An 18,312-nucleotide genomic window follows, 5' to 3' on the forward strand; every position below is an offset into this window, starting at 1 on the left:
GGCTCGGGACATGCTCGCTTTTCGGACCTTTCTCCTTACGCGGCGCTGAGCGAGCGCTGACAATCTTTCCTGAGTTGCTTGCCTTCGCGACGCCTCGCGGGACAATCAAGCCGCCTCGTTCCCGATGAGAGCATGAACAAGCGTCTTTACAAGTCAAGGTTCAAACGCGTCTGGCATCCGCTCGTCGGTGCAGCGAAGCTGTGCGTCGGCACGCTTGCCGGGACCGAACCGACGAGTGCGCAGATCGTCGCCCTCCCGGGTGCTGGCGCGCAAGTCGTGCAGACGCAAAACGGCGTCGCACAAGTGAATATCGCGAAGCCTTCGGGTGCGGGTGTGTCGCTCAATCATTACTCGCAATTCGACGTTCAGCGACAAGGCGCGATTCTCAACAACTCGCCCGCCATCACGCAGACGCAGCAGGCCGGATGGATCAACAGCAACGCCAACCTCGCGTCAGGCGGCTCCGCGCGCGTGATCGTCAATCAGGTGATGAGCCCTTCACCCTCCGCCATTCGAGGGTATGTTGAAGTCGCCGGGCCGCGCGCCGAGGTCGTTGTTGCCAATCCAAACGGATTGATAGTCGACGGGGGCGGCTTCATCAACACAAGCCGCGCCATTTTGACCACCGGCACGCCGAACTTCGGGCCGAACGGGTCGCTCTCTGGCTTCACCGTCAACGGCGGCAGCATCGTTGTGCAAGGCGCCGGAATGAACGCCGCCAACATCGACCAGGTCGACCTCCTCGCCCGCGCAATCCAGGTGAACGCGGCCATTTACGCGAACCGGCTCAACGCGATTACCGGCGCGAACGGCATCGAGCACGATACGCTCGCTGCGACGACGGTCGTGGCGAACGGCCCGGCACCCGCCGTCGCGCTCGACGTGAGCGCGCTCGGCGGCATGTATGCGAATCGCATCTTTCTCGCGTCGAACGAGTATGGCGTCGGCGTCTCGACGCGGGGCGTGCTCGCCGCTCAGGCGGGCGACTTGACGCTCACGTCGAACGGCAAGCTCGTGCTCGCGGGGCAGACCAACGCAAGCGGCACGCTAAGCGTTGCCGCGCGAGACGGCATCGACAATCGCGGCACGACGTACGCGCAAGGCGATCTCGTCGCCACGACGGGCGGAGTGCTGGCGAACAGTGGACTGCTCGCAGCGCAGCGTCAGACAACGCTTCGCGCGAATAGCATCGCCTCGACGGGCACGCTTGCGGCTGGCGTGAACGGTGACGGGTCGTTGGCGCAGTCGGGCGACCTCGACGTGAGCGCGTCGGGCGCCGTGACGGCGACCGGCCGCAATGTTGCCGGCGGCAATGCGGCCCTGAGCGGCAGCGCGCTCGATCTCGGCGGCAGCATCACGTCTGCGCGCGGCGCGCTCGTGCTCGCGGCGCGCGCCGCCGATGCGAAGCTTTCGGGCGCGACGACTACGGCAGGCGGCGGCCTCGAGGTCAGCGCCGCAAATGCGCTGGTCAACGACCAAGGCATGCTCAGCGCGACAGATATCCGGTTGAACGCGGCGTCGCTCTCGAACCGCGGCGGGACGATCGCCAGTAACGGACGTGTGGCTGTCGTGGCCGGCGCAGTCGTGAACGCGTCAGGCTCCATGACGGCCCGTAACGGCCTTGCGGTGACGGCGGACGGCATGCTCGATAACGCCGACGGCAAACTGCTGTCGAACACGGACGTGAATCTCGTGAGCGTTGCGCTGAACAACGATCGCGGACAGATCGGCGCAGGCGCGATCGAGACGATCCGGACCGGGCGGCTGACCAATAACGGCGGTTCGATCGTCGCGCCGAATCTCACGGTCACGAGTGCCGGCACAATCGACAACACCGGCGGCGCGATCGAGGCGAACGCGCTCAATGTGAACGCGACGACACTCATTAATCACGCAGGCCGGATCCCGCAATACGGCGCAACGTCGACGGAATTCCATGTCAGCGGCACCTTCGACAATTCCAACGGCGGCACCTTTCAGACCAACAGCGCGAACCTGACGCTTGCGCCCGGCGCGTTCATCAACGACGGCGGCTCGATCATCGACGCTGGTACGGGCACGCTGACGATCGCGCCCGGCAACGGCGCCGGCTATTTCTCGAACGTCGGCGGCCGGATCATTACAGCGGGCACGCTCACCGCGCAGGCTTCCGGGCTGAACAACGCGAACGGCGTGCTGGCCGCACAAGGGGCGATTTCGGCGCGCTCCGCCGGCGACGTCGACAACACACGGGGCGCGATTCGCGCGCTCGGATCACTGTCGCTCGCCAGCGGCGGCCGCCTGACGAACACGAACGGGCAGATTCAAGCGGGCACAGGCGCAGGCGTTGATCTGAGCACGCTTGACCTTCAGGCAGCAAGCATCGACAACACGGGCGGCCTCGTGAGCAATCTTGGCCAAGGCGATACAGCCGTGCGAGGCGGCAACGGCATCGTCAACCGCGGCGGCATGATGACCGCCAACGGCCGCATTTCGGTCGACAGCGCCGCGCTCGTCAACACGCAAGGCGCGCAGTTGAGCGGCGCGAACGTTACGGTGCGAGCCGACGCGGTCGACAACAGCGGCGGCGGAATCGGCAGCGTGGCGGGCTCGAATGGCGACGTGACAATCACGACCTCCGGCGCGGTCACGAACACGAGCGGCCAGATCGGTGCGACCCGTGACCTGACGATCAACGCGGCGACGCTGACTGGCGGCGGCGCCTACAGCGCGGCGCATGATGTGGCCGTGATCGTCCAGGGCGACTTTGCGCCAACCGCTGATTTGCAGTTCAGCACGGGTCACGACCTGGCCTTTACGCTGCCCGGCACGTTCAACAACGGCATGCTGCTCCAGGCCGCAAACAGCCTCGACGTCAATGCCGCCGATGTCCGCAACAGCGGCACGCTGATGGCGGGCGGCACGCTCACCACGCGATCGAACACCCTGACGAACACCGGGGCGATCGTCGGCGGAAGTGTTTCGCTCAATGCGAGCGGCGCGCTTCTCAATCTCGGACCGACGGCACTCATCGGCGCGACCGATGACAAAGGCACGCTCGAACTACTCGCCTCCGACATCGAAAATCGCGACGACATCAGCGCGACCGATACGCAGGCGAGCACCGCAATCTATGGCCTCGGCAAGATCGTGCTTGCGGGCGGCAGGGACGCCAACGGCAACTATACGAACGCGAACCTGATCCGCAATCAGTCGGCGCTGATCGAGTCGGCGGGCGACATGGCGCTCTATGCCGCTCAGGTGACGAACACGCGCACCACGATGACGACGACCGGCCTCAATCAGCCGCTCAACCCCGCGTTGATGGAGCAGCTCGGCATCAGCATGTCGGGCTGCACCGCCTATTACGCCGCCGCTTGCTCCGGTCAAAACGTGCCGTGGGGCGCGCCGCCCGATCCGAAGGCCATCGGCGGCGCTTATGTTGAACCGCCGCACGGCGGCCAGTGGAACAGCGGCTATCAGTACACGACCTATACGGGCGTCGCGCTCGCCAACCTGATCGCGTCGATCAGCCCGCAGGCGCAGATCATCGCCGGCGGCAGTCTCGACGCGTCGCATGTGGGCCTGTTGCAGAACTTCTGGAGCGCGGTCGCGGCGGCCGGCGACATCGCCGCGCCGACAACGCTCGATCAGAACAGCTGGCGCGGACAAAGCGCGCCCGTCGTTCAGGTGACGTACTCGGGCTATTACCACTACAACAACTACGACGACTCGGAACACAACTGGACGCTACCGTTCGGCGATGCGCCGTTTGTCGGCGGTCGTCCGGGTGGTTATGCTCAGATCGCGCCCGCCGATATCCGCACCTATGCCCTGCCCGCCTACGAATCGAGTTTTGTCGCAGGCCGCACATTCTCCGGCTCGGGCGTGAGCATCGACAACACCGCCGCCAACGCGGGCTTGCCGTCCATCGGGCTCGCTCCGGCTCAGGCGGGTTCAGGCGTCGTGATCGGCGACCCCGGCACGCGACCCGGCTTGCCAGTGATCGATCCTGTGATCGCGGGCGCGACGGCGCAGAGTGTGTTGCAGAACCTCTCGATTCCGCAGGGCGGTCTGTTCAGCCGCACGAGCGCGCCGGACGCGACGTATCTCATCGCGACCAATCCGGCTTTCACGAACCAGCGGAGCTTCATTTCGAGCGACTACTTTCTGCGGCAGCTCGACCTCGATCCGCAGAAGGTACAGAAACGCCTGGGCGATGGCATGTACGAGCAGCAGCTTGTGCGCAATCAGGTCACGACGTTGACCGGCCGCGCCGTGCTCGGTCCGTACACCGACACGCAAGCCATGTATGAGGCGCTATTGGCCGCGGGCGCGTCGCTCGCGAAGTCGCTCGATCTGCCGCTCGGCATGAGTCTGTCGCCGGAACAGGTCGCGGCGCTGACGAGCAACGTCGTCATCATGCAGACGGTCATCGTCGACGGCCAGGCCGTGCTCGTGCCCGTCGTGTACCTTGCGAAGGCAAGCCGGCAGAACACGAACGGGCCGCTGATCGCCGCGACCGACATCGATCTGAAGGACGCACAGACGTTCACGAACAGCGGCACGATACAGGCGGGCAACACGCTCTCCATTCAGGGCAAGCAGATCGACAACGCTTTCGGCGCGCTGCGCAGCGGCGGCCTGATGTCCCTCACCACGCAAGGCGACGTCGATCTGACATCCGCCACCGTCAACGCAGGCAGCCTGGCATTGAACGCCGGCGGCAATCTTCTCCTCAATACCGCCGTCAATACAATCCACCAGGTCAGCGCGACAGGAGCAACGCGCACCGTGAGCACGCTCGGGCCGCTCGCGACCGTGAACATCGCAGGCGACGCGGCGATCGTGACCGGCGGCGACCTTCAGCAGAACGCCGGCACGCTGGATGTCGGCGGCAATCTCGCCATGCTCGTTGGCGGAAACTATGAGCTCGGCTCAGTGCAGACGGGCGAGAACAAGGTCGTCGAGCGCGCCAACGGTGTGTCCAATACCAATCTCAACCAGACCACTGGGAGCGCGGTCAAGGTGGGCGGCGTGACGCAGATCGGCGTCGGCGGCGATCTCACCGCGACCGGCGCGAGCCTCGACCTGAGCGGCGGCGGCGTGCTCGCGGCGAATGGCAATGTCACCCTGCAGGCCGCGCGCGCGACCTCAACGGTCGACAGCAACAGCGCAGGCGCCGACGGTCACGGCACTTACTCGGAGTCGTTGCACCGCTCCGACGACACGCTCACGAGCACCGTACTCAACGCAGGCGATTCGCTTGTCGTGGCGTCGGGCAAGGATATCAACGTCACAGGCAGCACGATCAACCTCGACCACGGCACGGCCACGCTTGCGGCGACCGGCAACGTCAACCTTGCCGCCGCGACCGAGACGCACGTCGAGAACACGCAGGAGCAGCACAGCCACAGCAATGCGATCAGCGGGAAGGAGGTCACGAGTTCGCGCGCGAGCACGGCGACGCTTTCACAAGGCAGCATGGTTTCCGCGGACGCGGTGACCATCGTCAGCGGACGCGACATCAACGTCCAAGGTAGTACGATCGTCGGCACCAACGATGTGGCATTGAGCGCGGCGCATGACGTCAAGATCGGCACCTCGCAGGACACCATGACGTCGTCGAGCAGCTATCAGGAAAAGCGCTCCGGTTTGGGCACCAGCGGCCTGACCGTGACCTATGGCAGCAACAATCACGCGACGACCGAACAGGCTTCGAGTGTGACGAACAACGCGAGCACGGTCGGCTCGCTCGCGGGCAATCTCTCGATTCAGGCCGGCAATACACTCCATGTGAGCGGCAGTGATCTCATTGCGGCGAAAGACCTTGTCGGCCTGGGGGCGAACGTCACCATCGACGCGGCCAAGGATACGGCGCAGCGTTCGCGGACGGAAACCTCACATACGAGCGGGCTGGCGCTCGGCCTGTCGGGCTCAGTGGGCGATGCAATCAATAACGCCTACACGCAGAGCCGCGCAGCAAGTCACTCGGCTAGCACGGGCAACGACCGCGCGGCGATGCTGCACGCGATCGCGGCCGCGGGGAATGCGGCGATGGGCGTCGCCGGCGCGACCCGTGGCGCGCTGATGCAGAACCCGAGCATTGCCGTTCAATTGAGCGTCGGGTCGAGCAGCAGCCGCAGCGATTCGAGCGAGACGGAGACGATAAATCGCGGTTCGTCTGTGAACGCAGGAGGCGCGGCGGCGTTCGTGGCAACCGAGGGAAACCTGAACATCGCCGGCTCGAACATCAGCGCAAGCGACGTGTTGCTCGCCGCCAAGGATCAGGTGAACGTCGTCAACACGACCGACACGGCGTCGACGCGCAGCTCCAACAGCAGCAAGAGCGCGAGCGTCGGCGTGTCGGTCGGCACGAACGGCTTCGGCATATCGGCGGCAATGGCGAACGCGCACGGCGACGCCAACAGCGACGCGGCAATTCAGAACGCGTCGCACGTTACAGGCGCGAATGGCGTCGCGATCGTCTCGGGCGGTGATACGAACGTAATCGGCTCGCAGATCGCCGGAAGACAGATCGCGGCGGACGTCGGCGGCAATCTCAATATCGCGAGCGTGCAGGATATGACGGTGAGCGCGGCGCATCAAAGCAGCGCCGGCGGGGGCTTTGCGATCAGTCAGAGCGGTGGCGGCGGTTCGTTCAGTTCGCAGCACAGCAATACGAGCGGCAATTACGCGGCCGTCGAAGAGCAAAGCGGGATTCATGCGGGCGAAGGCGGCTTTGACATCACCGTCAAGGGCAGTACCGACCTCAAGGGCGCGGTGATCGCGGGCGACGCCGACGCAAGCAGGAACACGCTCAACACAGGCACGCTCACCTTCTCGGACCTTCAGAATCGCAGCGACTACAGCGCGAGCAGCAGCGGGTTTAGCGCGGGTGGATCGATAGGCACTGCGCAGAGCGGTATAGGCCCGTCGTCAGTGAGCGGAGCGGGCGGCGTTGTGCCGATGATGAGTCAGAGCGACAGCGGTAGCTCGAATGGCATCACGCGCAGCGCGATTAGCGCCGGGACGATCAACGTCACGGACCGCGAGCACCAGACGCAGGACGTTGCGAGCCTCAGCCGTGACACGTCGAGCACGAACGGAACCGTTTCGACGCTGCCGGACGTGAACAAACTGCTGGACAAGCAAGGCGACATGATGAACGCCGCCAGCGCGGCGGGTGAAGCGGTGGCCACGCAGATCGGCATGATCGCGAACGCGAAGCGTGACGGCGCGCTCAAGGATGCAAAAGCAGCCTACGAGCGCGGCGACCTGGATGCGATGCAAGGCTACCTCGACACGGCGGATTCGTGGAGTGAATCGGGCAGCAACAGGATTGCGCTGCACGTAGCGGGTGGCGGGCTGATCGGCGGTCTGGGCGGTGGTGGCATCGGTAGCGCGGCGCAAGGTGCGGCGGGTGCGGGCATGTCTGCTTACTTGGCCAATCGCACGCAGCAGTTCGCGGATGCGGTCGCGGAGGAAGCCGGATCCAAACTCATCGGGAACATTGCGGGCAATGTGGCCAGCACGCTCGGCGGCGGCATCATCGGCGGCACGGCAGGAGCTGCGGCCGCGTCCAATGTGAATCTGTACAACCAGAACAACAACAGGAAGGAAAGCGAAGCCGCGAAGGAAGCGAAAGAGCTTCGGCAGATTCTGGATAAAGAACGGGCTATGCTTGGGCAGAAGTCGGTGCAGACGGCGGATACGGGTGCTGCGACGGTGCGGCCGCCCACCGGGGCACTTGCTGGAAAAGACGCAAAGAGTACGTTCTGGACTTCAACAAAGGATAAGACGCCGGTTGAAAATGCTTACGGTCATTCGACCAAGCACGGCGGAGAGTTTCCGGAGTATCAGAACTCAGTGCAATATGTTCAATCAGCGCAGGACTTTGTAAACAATCCACCGGATGGAACTCTGATTAAGACTCGCCCGAATGGCGATACGCTGTTTTACGATCCGGCGACAAACACGTTTGCGTCAAAAAACAAGGATGGTGCGCCAAGAACGATGTTTAGGCCGTCGGCTGGAATGGACTATTGGAATAAACAGTGATGCAAGAAGACCTTCTCCCGTGCCCATGCTGTGATAGCGTGACCCTTAGTGACCGCGGGAACTATGAAATCTGCGCAGTATGCGGTTGGGAAGATGATCCAGTGCAATCAGATGATCCTACATTTGCGGGTGGGGCTAATCAAAGCAGTCTGAATGAGGCCCGTGCACTTTGGCAGGCAAGAAAAAATCAGGCACAGTAACAACCAACCCGGCTATTGAGCTGGGTTGGTTGTTGTAGCGCTGTTCAGGCGGGGGTGATGACGAGCCTGCCGTGCTCGACGTGAACCCTGACGTTCTGCCCTGCTTCGAAACCCGCCTGCTCAAGCCATCGCCCGGCGAGCTTGCACCACGGATAAAGCGGCGGCGGTGTCTTGTTCGGCCGCATCGAGTAAGGCCGCTCGCGCTCGGCTTGTTGAATCTTGATGAGGCGCTCGGAATGCGCGTTCAATGCTCTAAGATTGGCGTCAGCCATAGTCAACTCCCGTCATGAGTTGGTTGTGGTCAGCGGGCTGTATGGGTTGGCGCCCATGCGGCCCGCGCTTCGTTTACGCGGTGGCGCGTTCGGTACGTCTCTTCAATGGTTCGACAAGTTGCTCGGTCATGGCGAGCAGGAAAAATCCCCAGACGATGGCTGCATAGCACCAAAAGCTGTTGAGGTTCCTGAGCCAGACGAACCGTGATGAGCCGAAAATGCCGAGCAGCGCGAGTGCAAACAGGAAGGCGGAGATGTAGGGAAAAATCAGCAAGTTCCAGCGGATGTATGCTTCGAAATGCAATTCGCCGATGAGGATATAGACGAAAGCGGCGATGCCGCCTGACCAGAGGGCCTTCAGAATAAAGATAAAAAAGAAGAGCCAAGTCTGAGTGCTCATTGGCAAACCATCGGGGATATCTAGCAAGAGATCCCCATCGAATCCGATCTGCGGGCCGGTTGCAAGGAAATAAGCCACGACGAGCATCGGCCAAGCAAGGATCTTGGAGAGATCCTGGAGGCTTTTTACGTCGGTGAGTTTGGGCATCAGATCGGTCATGCGGTCTTACTTCCTTAGCGGCTGCGGGTCGTACTGTTCCGACGTGCGGCGGGTTTGGGCTCGGCAGATCGCAGCGAATCCCAGCGCCTGGTCTGGTACTTGATGATGAGACTCTCGACGACTTCCTTGATCACGGCGCGTTCCTCGTCGGAGAGTTGCTGAACGGCCTCGAACTGCAAAGCGAGGTCGTCTGAAGGGGCACGTTCGCCGTCCTCAAAAAGTAACCAGTCAGTAGAGATTGCGAAGGTTCTCGCGATCTTGCGCAGTGCTTCGGCTGAAGGCTCGGAGGAGCCAGCCTCGTAGCGCTTGATCTGCTGCACATGAATGCTGGTGGCATCGGCCAAACCCTGCTGAGTGAGGCCCTTCTTTGCGCAACGAAATCAGTCGTGCGGAAAAGCTCATCGCGGCGAACTCGATATGAAGTGACGCCATGATGGTAAGCCTCCGATTTGCTGAGTCTTGACGGTTGATACATTTTAGATACTAAAATAGTATACGTAAAGTATCTTGACAGGTTTTAGCCGAAAGGGGCAGTCATTATGTGTGTGAAATTGAGTTGCAGCACATTGAAAATCGAAGTTCTCTCGCAAGGTTTGGATAGCCGATCACCGATGGAGTTGGTCGCTACGGCAGTCAGATGTAAATCCAAACTTGAGGGTTCACATGGCCTTTTATGTAGATAAGAAAAACGTTGAATTTAGCAACAAACCTGCTAAATACGCGGTCGAGTTGAAACTTGGAGGGAAGCCGTTATCGCCTGGTATCTACAAGTGCCAAACCTGCGGGTTTGAAGAACCTATCAACAGAGAATGCACGAAACTTCCATCCTGCCGAGGGTGTACATCTTTTAGTACCGTATGGAAATTGCTAGTGACAGCTGCTGACAAATAACGTAACTCTAGTAGGTAACGGTCCGGTTCCGCCGCGTCTGCCGTCGCCCTTCGGGCGCCGTCAGCCACGGCGCGATTAATGAGACATCCTGAACGGGGCAGTTCGTCCTCTGGCAAACTCGCCTCCCAAGGCAAAAAACCGCGTCGGGGCAAAAAGTTGCTGGCAAGCAGGTGTGTCCGAGAAAACCGGGTTGTAACTCGCTGGCGCGTCGGGGAAAAACCGTATTCGCCGACGGCGCGTGCATCGGATACAGGCAATCTGAACATCGCGAGCGTGCAGGATACGACCGTCAGCGCGGCGCATCAGAGCAGCACCGGCGGCGGCTTCGCGATCAGTCAGGGTGGCGGCGGCGCGAGCTTCAGCGCACAGAACGGGCATGCGGATGGGAACTATGCGCAGGTCAAGGAACAGGCGGGGCTGGTTGCGGGAGACAGCGGTTTCGACGTCTCGGTCAAAGGCAATACGGCGCTCGCGGGCGCGGTCATTGTCGGCGCGGATGACGCGGCGAAGAACAAGCTGTCGACCGGCACGCTGACGTTCGCGGACATCGGCAACCACTCGCACTATTCGGCGAACAGTATGGGCGGATCGATAGGCCTGTCGCCGGGTCCGAGCTCCGACAAGGCTGTCGGCACTGCTTCAGTGCCGGGCTCGGGCGGCCCGGTGCCGATGATCGGTCAGCATGAGAACGGCGACCAGAGTTCGACCACGCGTAGCGCGGTGAGCGCGGGCACGGTCAATATCGCGGACAAGGATCGTCAGACGCAGGACGTGGCGAACCTGAGCCGGGACATGACGAACACGAACGGGACCTTGGACAAGACACCGGACGTGAACGCGATCCTCAATCAGCAAGCCGACACGATGCAGGCGGCGCAGGCGGCGGGCCAAGTGGTCGCGCAAGGCATTGGCGCGTACTTTGATATGAAGCACGCGCTGGCCGTCGCCGATCACGATCAGGCGACAGCCGACGCGACGGCCGAGGGCGGAAGGGACCGGGTCATTGCGCATGTTATCGGCGGCGGCTTGATTGGCGGATTGGGTGGCGGCGGCATCGACACAGCAGCCGGCGGCGCAGCGGGCGCAGGAGTGGCGGCGGGATTCGCGCCACAGCTGAGCGAAGTCGCCGAGAGTGTTGGAGACGCGACTGGCTCGAAGACGCTTGGAAACCTCGCGGCGAATGTAGTCGCGGGCGCGGGGGGCGCGTTGGCAGGTGGCGAAGCAGGCGCCGCGACCGCCAGTAACGCGGATTTGTACAATCGGCAGCTGAACCAGAAGGAGAAGAAGACGATCGCGGACCAGGCGAACGGAGACGCGGCCGAGGCCAGTCGATTGACCAAAGCGGCGTGCTATGCGGTGAAATGTTGGGTCGAATACGCGCCGGGCAGTGAGCAATACAACGCTAACTTCGTGAGTCAGCTTGAGGCGTTACAGCTCGGGCCGGAACTGGCGTGGGTGAACAATCAGAAGGAGGCGGGATTGTTCAATTACACGCCCGGGCAGAAGGTCACGGATATGGTGAAGAGTGATCCTCTGGGGGTAGGCAAAGACGCCGCCAAGATTGTCCTTGGCGGCGTAACAGCTAAGACAGGCGCCACGTTCTGCACGACTAGCGGTGCCGGCTGCGTCGCGGGTGGCATGATGCTGGCTTTCGGAATGAGTGACATCGCCGAAGGAGCCGACGGCCTTTATAACCGCTACAACGGAATACCTTCCGCTGGGACTAACCCATTGCGATATGGCCTGAACATGTTGAATCGCACATGGGGCGATGCGATATACGACGGGGTAAATCTTGCGACGGCGCTCATCGCGCTGCGCGCGCCCGTGCCCCTAAAGGTGGGTACAGCGGATGGTCTCGGTCGTCCAAGTTCTATGTTTGATGTGACCGTGCCGCGTTACAACAACAACACATTGATTCCGTTCGTCAATCGAACAGCCCCATATGGGACAACACAGGGCATCTTGATCTTTGGAGTTGGAACAAAGGGGGCGGCCGCATTCAACGACGTTCGTCAGTCGGGAGCTAACGAATGAACTGGAGACGTCTCTACGCGACGGTTCAAATTTGGTTCATGGTGATCCTAACCTCAGGTGCGACGGCCTTGTTCTGGGCGTTCGTGATTGCAGGCATTTTCCGCCTAGCGCTCGGGATAGATGAGGATCGCGCCTTGTTGTTCATTGGTGGGCCGCTCTTCCTGGCATTGCTTGTCTGGCTCATTAGATCGCTACCTAGCACCCTACGTAAAGTCGGCATGCTGAGCGATGACCCTAAAAGCTTTGGCCCTTGGCTCAAATGAACTGGAGACGTCTCTATGCGACCCTGCAGACTGCGTGCGTAGTTTGGGGATCGGCGATTGGATGCGGAATAATGCTCGCTATGCTAATTACCGGAGCATGTCGCTTTGCATTCGGTCTTGACGAAAAGGCGGCAATGCTCTTCGTGTTCAGTCCTAGCTGCCTGGGGCTGATCTTCTACTGGGTGAAAAGACTGCCGCCGCGCCTAAGAAAGGCTGGCATGCTGAGCGATGACCCGGAGAAATTTGGCCCTTGGTTCAAATGAACTGGAAACGACTTTACGCGACTCTGCAAATCTGGTTTACGGTGTGCCTAGCCTCCCTCTTTGGCGCGGGGTGTTGGTCATTTCTTATTGCAGGGCTATGCCGATTAGCTTTCAATCTCGGCGAAAATGAATCAATGTTGTTAATTGGAGTGCCGTTTTTTCTGATGCTTTTTTTTGTTTTTGCGAAGCATCTTCCGAAGCCATTACGAAAGGCTGGCATGCTGAGCGATGACCCTAAAAGCTTTGGCCCTTGGCTCAAATGAACTGGAGACGTCTCTATGCGACCCTGCAGACTGCGTGCGTAGTCTGGGGATCGGCGATTGGATGCGGAATAATGCTCGCTATGCTAATTACCGGAGCATGTCGCTTTGCATTCGGTCTTGACGAAAAGGCGGCAATGCTCTTCGTGTTCAGTCCTAGCTGCCTGGGGCTGATCTTCTACTGGGTGAAAAGACTGCCGCCGCGCCTAAGAAAGGCTGGCATGCTGAGCGATGACCCGGAGAAATTTGGCCCTTGGTTCAATGAACTGGAGACGTCTCTACGCGACGGTTCAAATTTGGACAATGGTCTCGCTTGCTTCAACGATTGGTGCTGGCTGTTGGTCCTTCCTCGTTGCGGGTCTATGTCGTCTGGCCTTCGATATGAATGAGAATCTCGGCGCCCAACGCTCGCTCGATCAGCGCCTTTTTGAAGGCCATCGAGGCCGCCTGAACGGCATCGGCTGTCATCGGACCTTTGACGAACTGATCGATCAGGTCGTCCGAAATCTTCGGCAGAAGAGACGCATCAGCCGTCGCTTTCGGTTTGCGTGGCATACATGCTCCTTTTCATACGTGTTATGCCTCGAACACGAAATTTATGACAGGCTCGCCCCCTTTCAGATTTCGCTAGTTCTCCGCACAGCCCCACTTCGCTAAATTGACCGTCAAGCGTTCCGAGGATTACGAAACCTCGGCCCCCCGCCTGACCTCGCGTAAGGCTTCCGTCCTCCGAGCAAGCCTATGAAGTTGCCCCCCCGCCTCAAAGCGCTTCCCGTAACCGCACTAACCGCAATGCTGTCCCTCGCGGCTCATGCCCAAGAAGCCCCCGCATTGAAAGAACAAGCCGCAGCCGCACGCGCCAACGCGGAGCAAACCCAGCAAGTGCAACAACAACATGAAGCACGACAACGCGAGACCACCGTCAGCGCGCCATCTGTACGCTCCTCGGAGCCAGACACAGCGACGTATCCCGAGCTGAAAGAAGAGCATCCCTGCTTCCGCATCGAATCCTTCACGCTCAACGTCCCCACCACGCTACCCGCATCACAACGCACAAACGGCGCCTCTACCCTTCCCCTGGACCCATTCTTCTTCGCCCGCGAGTGGCTGGCTCACTTCCGTGGGCGCTGCATCGGGCGCGACGGCCTCACTATCCTCACGAAGGGCCTCCAGCAAGCCCTGCTGAGTCGCGGCTATCTCACCACCCGCGTCCTGGTCCCCGAGCAGGACATCACGAGCGGAACGCTTCAATTCGTGCTCATTCCCGGCGTAATCCACGACATCCGCTTCGACCGCCCAGCCACATGGTCTTCATGGCGCTCTGCATTCCCTCGCAAGAACGCACGACCTGCTCGACGTACGCGCACTCGAGCAAGGCATCGAGCAGATGAAGCGCGCCGCGAGCCAGGACATCGACATGAAGATCGAGCCCACCGACCAACCGGGGGAAAGCGATATCGTGCTGACGTTGAAACGTGCCAAACCATGGTCCATCGTCGGGTCGATCGACAACTCAGGCACCCGCGCGACAGGCAAGCCACAGGGCAACCTCAGCCTCAGCCTCGGCCTCGGCCTCGACAATCCTCTCGGGTTAAACGACATGCTGACGCTCGGCGCAACCCAGGACCTGAAAATCGACAACAAGGCAATGGGCTCGCACGGCTTCAACGGCACGTATTCCGTCCCGTGGGGATACTGGACTGCAACGCTCTTCGGTTATACGAACAGCTACCGTCAGCAGATCGCGGGCGCGAACCAGACTTTCACATCGAGCGGCGAGTCGCGGACGGCAGGCGTCAAGCTTGCCCACGTGTTGCGACGCTCCCAGAACGATGTGCTCGGCGCTTACATCCAGCTCTCCCGGCGCTTCAACGCAAGCTTCATCGACGACACTGAAATCGACATCCAGCGTCGCAACAATACGTTCCTGGAAACCGGGTTGACAGACCGGCACTACTTCGGCGAAGCGCAGCTCGACGCCTCGCTCGCCTTCCGGCAAGGCGTGGGGGGATTCGGTTCAACGCCAGGTCCGGCTTCCGACCCAACGCGCTCATCAACAGAGCAAGCCAGGCCGACCTACCGCTACCGGATGGGCACGCTGGATTTCAACCTCTCGATGCCCTTCGCCCTCGCGCACCAGCCGCTTCGCTACGTGACCACATTTCGCGGCCAGTATTCGCCGGATCGGCTGTTCCATGTCGACGATTTCACGATCGGCAGCCGTTATACGGTGCGCGGCTTCGACGGCGAGCAGATGCTTGCAGCCGAACGCGGCTTTTACTGGCGCAACGAGGTGCAGGCACCGCTCGGGCAATCGCGCCAGTCGATCTATGCAGGCGTCGACTACGGGCGCGTGTTTGGCCCAAACACGGCCTTCCTTGCAGGCAGCCAGTTGCTGGGCGCGGTACTCGGCATCCGCGGCAGTCTTCCGCTCAAGCTCGGGGCGCTGAAGTACGACCTCTTCGCGGGCACCCCGCTCCTCAAGCCCGCCTCGCTCATTACGGCGCGCGTGACGCTCGGCTTCCAGCTCACCGCCCAGATCTGACCTTCTCCAGCTCCCGCGCGTAATACATCGCCGCCTCATCGATCTCCTCGGCGGTCATGTTGCGCGCCACGTTTCGCATCACGCCATCGATATCATTGGTCCGCGTCCCGCTCGCGAACGCCAGCAACTGCGACTTCGTATAAGCCGCCGGTAAACCATCGAGCCAGGGACTCCCCGCCTTGCTGTCGATGCCGCCATGACACACCGCGCACGGCGCCACATTCCGCATCGGCGCACCGTGCGCGACGATCGCCGGCGCTCGCGCATCGCTCACCTTGCGCTGCGCCGGCGGACGCGGCAGGCTCGCGTAATACGCCGCGAGATCGCGCATGTCCTGATCGCTCAGGTTCATCGCCATGGGCGACATCACCGCGTTGCTGCGCGCGCCCTTCTGAAAATCGATCAGCTGCTTATAGATCACCGCCGCATACTGGCCCGCCAGATTCGGCGAGTTCGCATCGCTCATGCCGCGCTCGCCATGACACATCGTGCAGCGCAAGGCCAGCGTCGCGCCTCGCCCGATGGAATTCGAACTGACCGTCGCGAGCAGTTGCGGCGTCATCTCGACGCTCGTCAGTTTCGCCTCCGGCTCGACCACCGCGTCCCCTCCCGCGTACCAGCTGCGCGGCACGCCCGCCGCGCTGCAGATGGCATTCCAGATGCCGCTGAACTGCGCATCGCGCTGCACGGAGGGCAGCCACACGAAGCCGATCAGCGCCGCCACGACGGCAATCCCGATCGTCCCCAGCACGCTGACCGTGAACCAGCGATTGCGGAAGGTGAAGAGGCGTTCGTCGCTCATCGCGCGGCTCCGATGGGCACGGCGGGCACCGACGTGTCGGAGCGCGCGAGCAGTTGCGCGATCGGATAGCCGTAGTTGACGAGCGTGAGCCCGATCATCAGCGTGAGCCACAGGGCAAAGCTGTTCAGCGCCACCGGAATGCGGCTCGGCTCATGGACCGCGCGGCTGAAGCGGAACGGCTCGATGGCCATACGCGGCGTCCGATGCGCCTTCACCAGCACGACGAAGAACAGCACGGCCGACACCAGCAGAATCAGCGCGCCCACCACCGAGATCACCACGGACAGCGCCTGCGCCGCGATCTCCGGGTCGCTGTAGTCATAGAAGGCCATGCGTCGCGGCATGCCCAGCAGGCCGACAAAATGCCACGGGAACGTCAGCACGATCATGCCGATGAACCACAGCCACAGTTGCCAGCGCATCAGCTTCGGATGCAGAAGCGGCCGCCCGGTCAGATGCGGCCACAGATCGTAGGCAATCACGAAGTACATGATGACGATCGCGCCGCCGAAAATCAGGTGGAAGTGCCCGGTCACCCACTGCGTGTTGTGGATCGTCGAATCGAGCTGGTAGCTCATGTTGATGAGGCCGCCCGCGCCGCCGAAGCCGAGCATCACGAAGGAGAACGCCACGGCGAGCATCATCGGATTGTCCCAGGGCAGCGCCTTCAGCCAGCCCAGCGGGCCGCGTCCGCCGCGCAGCCGCGCCGCGATCTCCACCGAGGCGCAGATCGTGAACACGGTCAGCAGCGTCGGCACGGCGACGAGCGCGGTGAACACCGAATGCATGAACTTGAAGCCCGAGCCCACTTGCGGGTCGGCGAACAGGTGATGGATCCCGATCGGCATCGACACCACGAGGAACAGGATGAACGAGATGCGCGCCATGGCATCGCTGTACAGACGGCCGCCGATCGCGCGCGGGATGATCGTGTAGTACGCCACGTAGGCAGGCACCAGCCAGAAATAGACGATGGCGTGCAGCGTCCACGAGAAGAAGATGCGCGCGAGGCCGGCATCGATGGTCGTCTTCCAGCCAAAGGCCACCGGCAGGATCAGGAACAACACTTCGATCGCCGCGCCCACCGCGGTCCAGCCCCACAGATAGGCGCCCGCGACGGTCGCGAACATCGCGAGCGGCACCGGCTTGCCGCGGTTCTCGCGCTTCCACGCCGCCAGGTTCACCGACATCAGCGCGACCCACACCCACGAGCCCACCACGACCAGCACCACGCCGATGTAATAGAAGACATTGCCGATCATCGGCGGATAGAAGGTGTAGAGGACCGAAGCCAGACCCATCGCCACCGGTACGGTCGCCGTGACCGCGCCCGCCGCGACCAGCCAGAAGCCCAGCCACGCCCAGCGCAGACCCGCGAGCGGCCGCTTCAGCGCCAGTTCGCTGACGGCATAGCCGAAGCCCATCGCCACGAGCGTCGGGAAGGCATAGCCCATCACGGTGCCGTGCTCCGTCACCGAGCGGTAGTACAGCTCCGGATTCTGCAGCCACGGATGCAGCGGACTGCGCACCAGCATCTGCCATGCGCCGAGCAGGAGCGCGATGCCGAAGGCGCCGAACGCCAGCCAGAAATGCGCGAGGACGAGCCGCTTGCTATTGAACACAGGACACTCTCCGCGAACGGGCCGGCAGCCTGGCGGCCCTCTCCATGAACTCGGCGCGATCGATCACCTTCACGTGCGCCCACATGTTCTGATGCCCCGTGCCGCAGTACTCGTGGCAGGGCATCAGATGATCGCCGGTCGTCTCGAAGGTCGTCTTGAAGGTCGAGACATAGCCCGGCTCCAGCATCGAATTGATGTTGGTGCCGGTGATCAGGAAACCATGGACGACGTCCGCCGCCGTCGCGCGGAACGTCACCGGCACGCCCGCCGGCACCACCAGGCATTGCGGCGTGAACGAGTACTGCTGCGCGACGATCCGCACCGTCACCGAACCATCTGCCTCCGGGGCGCTGCCCAGATTGCTCTCGATGAATTCGCCCGACACGCCGAGCGTCTCCGGCCGCACGGTCTCGACGCGCGACGGCGGCATCATCGCCCAGTGCAGGCCGGTGTAGACGACCATCCCGACCAGCAGCACGGCGATCGCGAGGACGAGGATCGCCCAGCGCCGCTCCACGCGTTCGGCGATGTCATGCGAGCTTGGATCGATGGCCATAT

9 protein-coding genes and 3 pseudogenes are annotated in these 18,312 nt (G+C 62.0%); 5 read left to right on the top strand and 7 right to left on the bottom strand.

Going from position 1 to position 18,312, the window contains the following annotated elements; translation table 11 throughout:
• The first annotated feature begins 132 nt into the window (after nt 1–132).
• Together QCE83_RS31540 and QCE83_RS31545 are read left to right on the top strand one after the other, a co-directional pair.
• Complete coding sequence (locus QCE83_RS31540) at nt 133–8,040, top strand: hemagglutinin repeat-containing protein (protein ID WP_309820328.1); 7,908 nt, start codon at nt 133–135, stop codon at nt 8,038–8,040.
• On the top strand, nt 8,040–8,240 hold the full coding sequence (locus QCE83_RS31545; RefSeq protein WP_309820330.1) for a CPCC family cysteine-rich protein: 201 nt from the start codon (nt 8,040–8,042) through the stop codon (nt 8,238–8,240). Before QCE83_RS31540 ends, QCE83_RS31545 begins: the two co-directional genes overlap by 1 nt.
• A 44-nt stretch (nt 8,241–8,284) precedes the next feature.
• On the opposite strand, the gene QCE83_RS31550 is transcribed toward QCE83_RS31545, so the two are convergent.
• From QCE83_RS31550 to QCE83_RS31560, 3 genes are all read right to left on the bottom strand, one after another.
• Nucleotides 8,285–8,512, bottom strand: coding sequence for a SymE family type I addiction module toxin (locus QCE83_RS31550; RefSeq protein WP_309820334.1), 228 nt, complete (start codon nt 8,510–8,512; stop codon nt 8,285–8,287).
• 73 nt (nt 8,513–8,585) lie between these two features.
• Nucleotides 8,586–9,071 carry a hypothetical protein gene (locus QCE83_RS31555; RefSeq protein ID WP_309820336.1) on the bottom strand — a complete coding sequence of 162 codons (486 nt, stop codon included), beginning with the start codon at nt 9,069–9,071 and terminating at the stop codon, nt 8,586–8,588.
• A gap of 14 nt (nt 9,072–9,085) precedes the next feature.
• The gene (locus tag QCE83_RS31560; RefSeq protein WP_309820338.1) at nt 9,086–9,415 is read right to left on the bottom strand and encodes a helix-turn-helix transcriptional regulator; all 330 of its coding nucleotides are present in this window, start codon (nt 9,413–9,415) and stop codon (nt 9,086–9,088) included.
• Nucleotides 9,416–10,214: 799 nt separating this feature from the next.
• Here QCE83_RS31560 and QCE83_RS35200 point away from each other — a divergent pair.
• Together QCE83_RS35200 and QCE83_RS31570 are read left to right on the top strand one after the other, a co-directional pair.
• Nucleotides 10,215–11,222 (top strand): annotated as a pseudogene (locus tag QCE83_RS35200) (hypothetical protein); the annotation flags it as partial.
• Between the two features lie 773 nt (nt 11,223–11,995).
• A complete protein-coding gene (locus tag QCE83_RS31570) occupies nt 11,996–12,262 on the top strand; it encodes a hypothetical protein (RefSeq protein ID WP_309820342.1) in 267 nt (88 codons plus the stop codon).
• 901 nt (nt 12,263–13,163) lie between these two features.
• Here the strand turns inward: QCE83_RS31570 and QCE83_RS31575 are convergent.
• Nucleotides 13,164–13,340: pseudogene (locus tag QCE83_RS31575) on the bottom strand (IS256 family transposase); the annotation flags it as partial.
• A 186-nt stretch (nt 13,341–13,526) separates the two neighbouring features.
• On the opposite strand from QCE83_RS31575, the pseudogene QCE83_RS31580 reads away from it, so the two are divergent.
• Nucleotides 13,527–15,330 (top strand): annotated as a pseudogene (locus QCE83_RS31580) (ShlB/FhaC/HecB family hemolysin secretion/activation protein).
• Here the strand turns inward: QCE83_RS31580 and QCE83_RS31585 are convergent.
• Genes QCE83_RS31585 through QCE83_RS31595 form a run of 3 tightly spaced genes read right to left on the bottom strand, consistent with a single transcriptional unit; the run spans nt 15,314 to nt 18,310 of the window.
• A complete protein-coding gene (locus QCE83_RS31585) occupies nt 15,314–16,132 on the bottom strand; it encodes a c-type cytochrome (RefSeq protein WP_309820344.1) in 819 nt (272 codons plus the stop codon). The pseudogene QCE83_RS31580 and the gene QCE83_RS31585 overlap by 17 nt on opposite strands.
• Nucleotides 16,129–17,754 carry a b(o/a)3-type cytochrome-c oxidase subunit 1 gene (locus tag QCE83_RS31590; protein WP_309820346.1) on the bottom strand — a complete coding sequence of 542 codons (1,626 nt, stop codon included), beginning with the start codon at nt 17,752–17,754 and terminating at the stop codon, nt 16,129–16,131. The genes QCE83_RS31585 and QCE83_RS31590 overlap by 4 nt, the downstream gene beginning before the upstream one ends.
• The gene (locus QCE83_RS31595) at nt 17,744–18,310 is read right to left on the bottom strand and encodes a cytochrome C oxidase subunit II (protein ID WP_309820348.1); all 567 of its coding nucleotides are present in this window, start codon (nt 18,308–18,310) and stop codon (nt 17,744–17,746) included. The genes QCE83_RS31590 and QCE83_RS31595 overlap by 11 nt, the downstream gene beginning before the upstream one ends.
• Nucleotides 18,311–18,312 lie beyond the last annotated feature (2 nt).

The sequence above is a fragment of the Caballeronia sp. LZ034LL genome, from assembly GCF_031451215.1.
Taxonomy (GTDB): Bacteria; Pseudomonadota; Gammaproteobacteria; order Burkholderiales; family Burkholderiaceae; genus Caballeronia.

Bases quoted from the DNA above. Each gene is read 5' to 3' on its own strand.
- QCE83_RS31540 (WP_309820328.1), top strand. From the start codon at position 133: ATGAACAAGCGTCTTTACAAGTCAAGGTTCAAACGCGTCTGGCATCCG.
- QCE83_RS31545 (WP_309820330.1), top strand. From the start codon at position 8,040: ATGCAAGAAGACCTTCTCCCGTGCCCATGCTGTGATAGCGTGACCCTT.
- QCE83_RS31550 (WP_309820334.1), bottom strand. From the start codon at position 8,512: ATGGCTGACGCCAATCTTAGAGCATTGAACGCGCATTCCGAGCGCCTC.
- QCE83_RS31555 (WP_309820336.1), bottom strand. From the start codon at position 9,071: ATGACCGATCTGATGCCCAAACTCACCGACGTAAAAAGCCTCCAGGAT.
- QCE83_RS31570 (WP_309820342.1), top strand. From the start codon at position 11,996: ATGAACTGGAGACGTCTCTACGCGACGGTTCAAATTTGGTTCATGGTG.
- QCE83_RS31585 (WP_309820344.1), bottom strand. From the start codon at position 16,132: ATGAGCGACGAACGCCTCTTCACCTTCCGCAATCGCTGGTTCACGGTC.
- QCE83_RS31595 (WP_309820348.1), bottom strand. From the start codon at position 18,310: ATGGCCATCGATCCAAGCTCGCATGACATCGCCGAACGCGTGGAGCGG.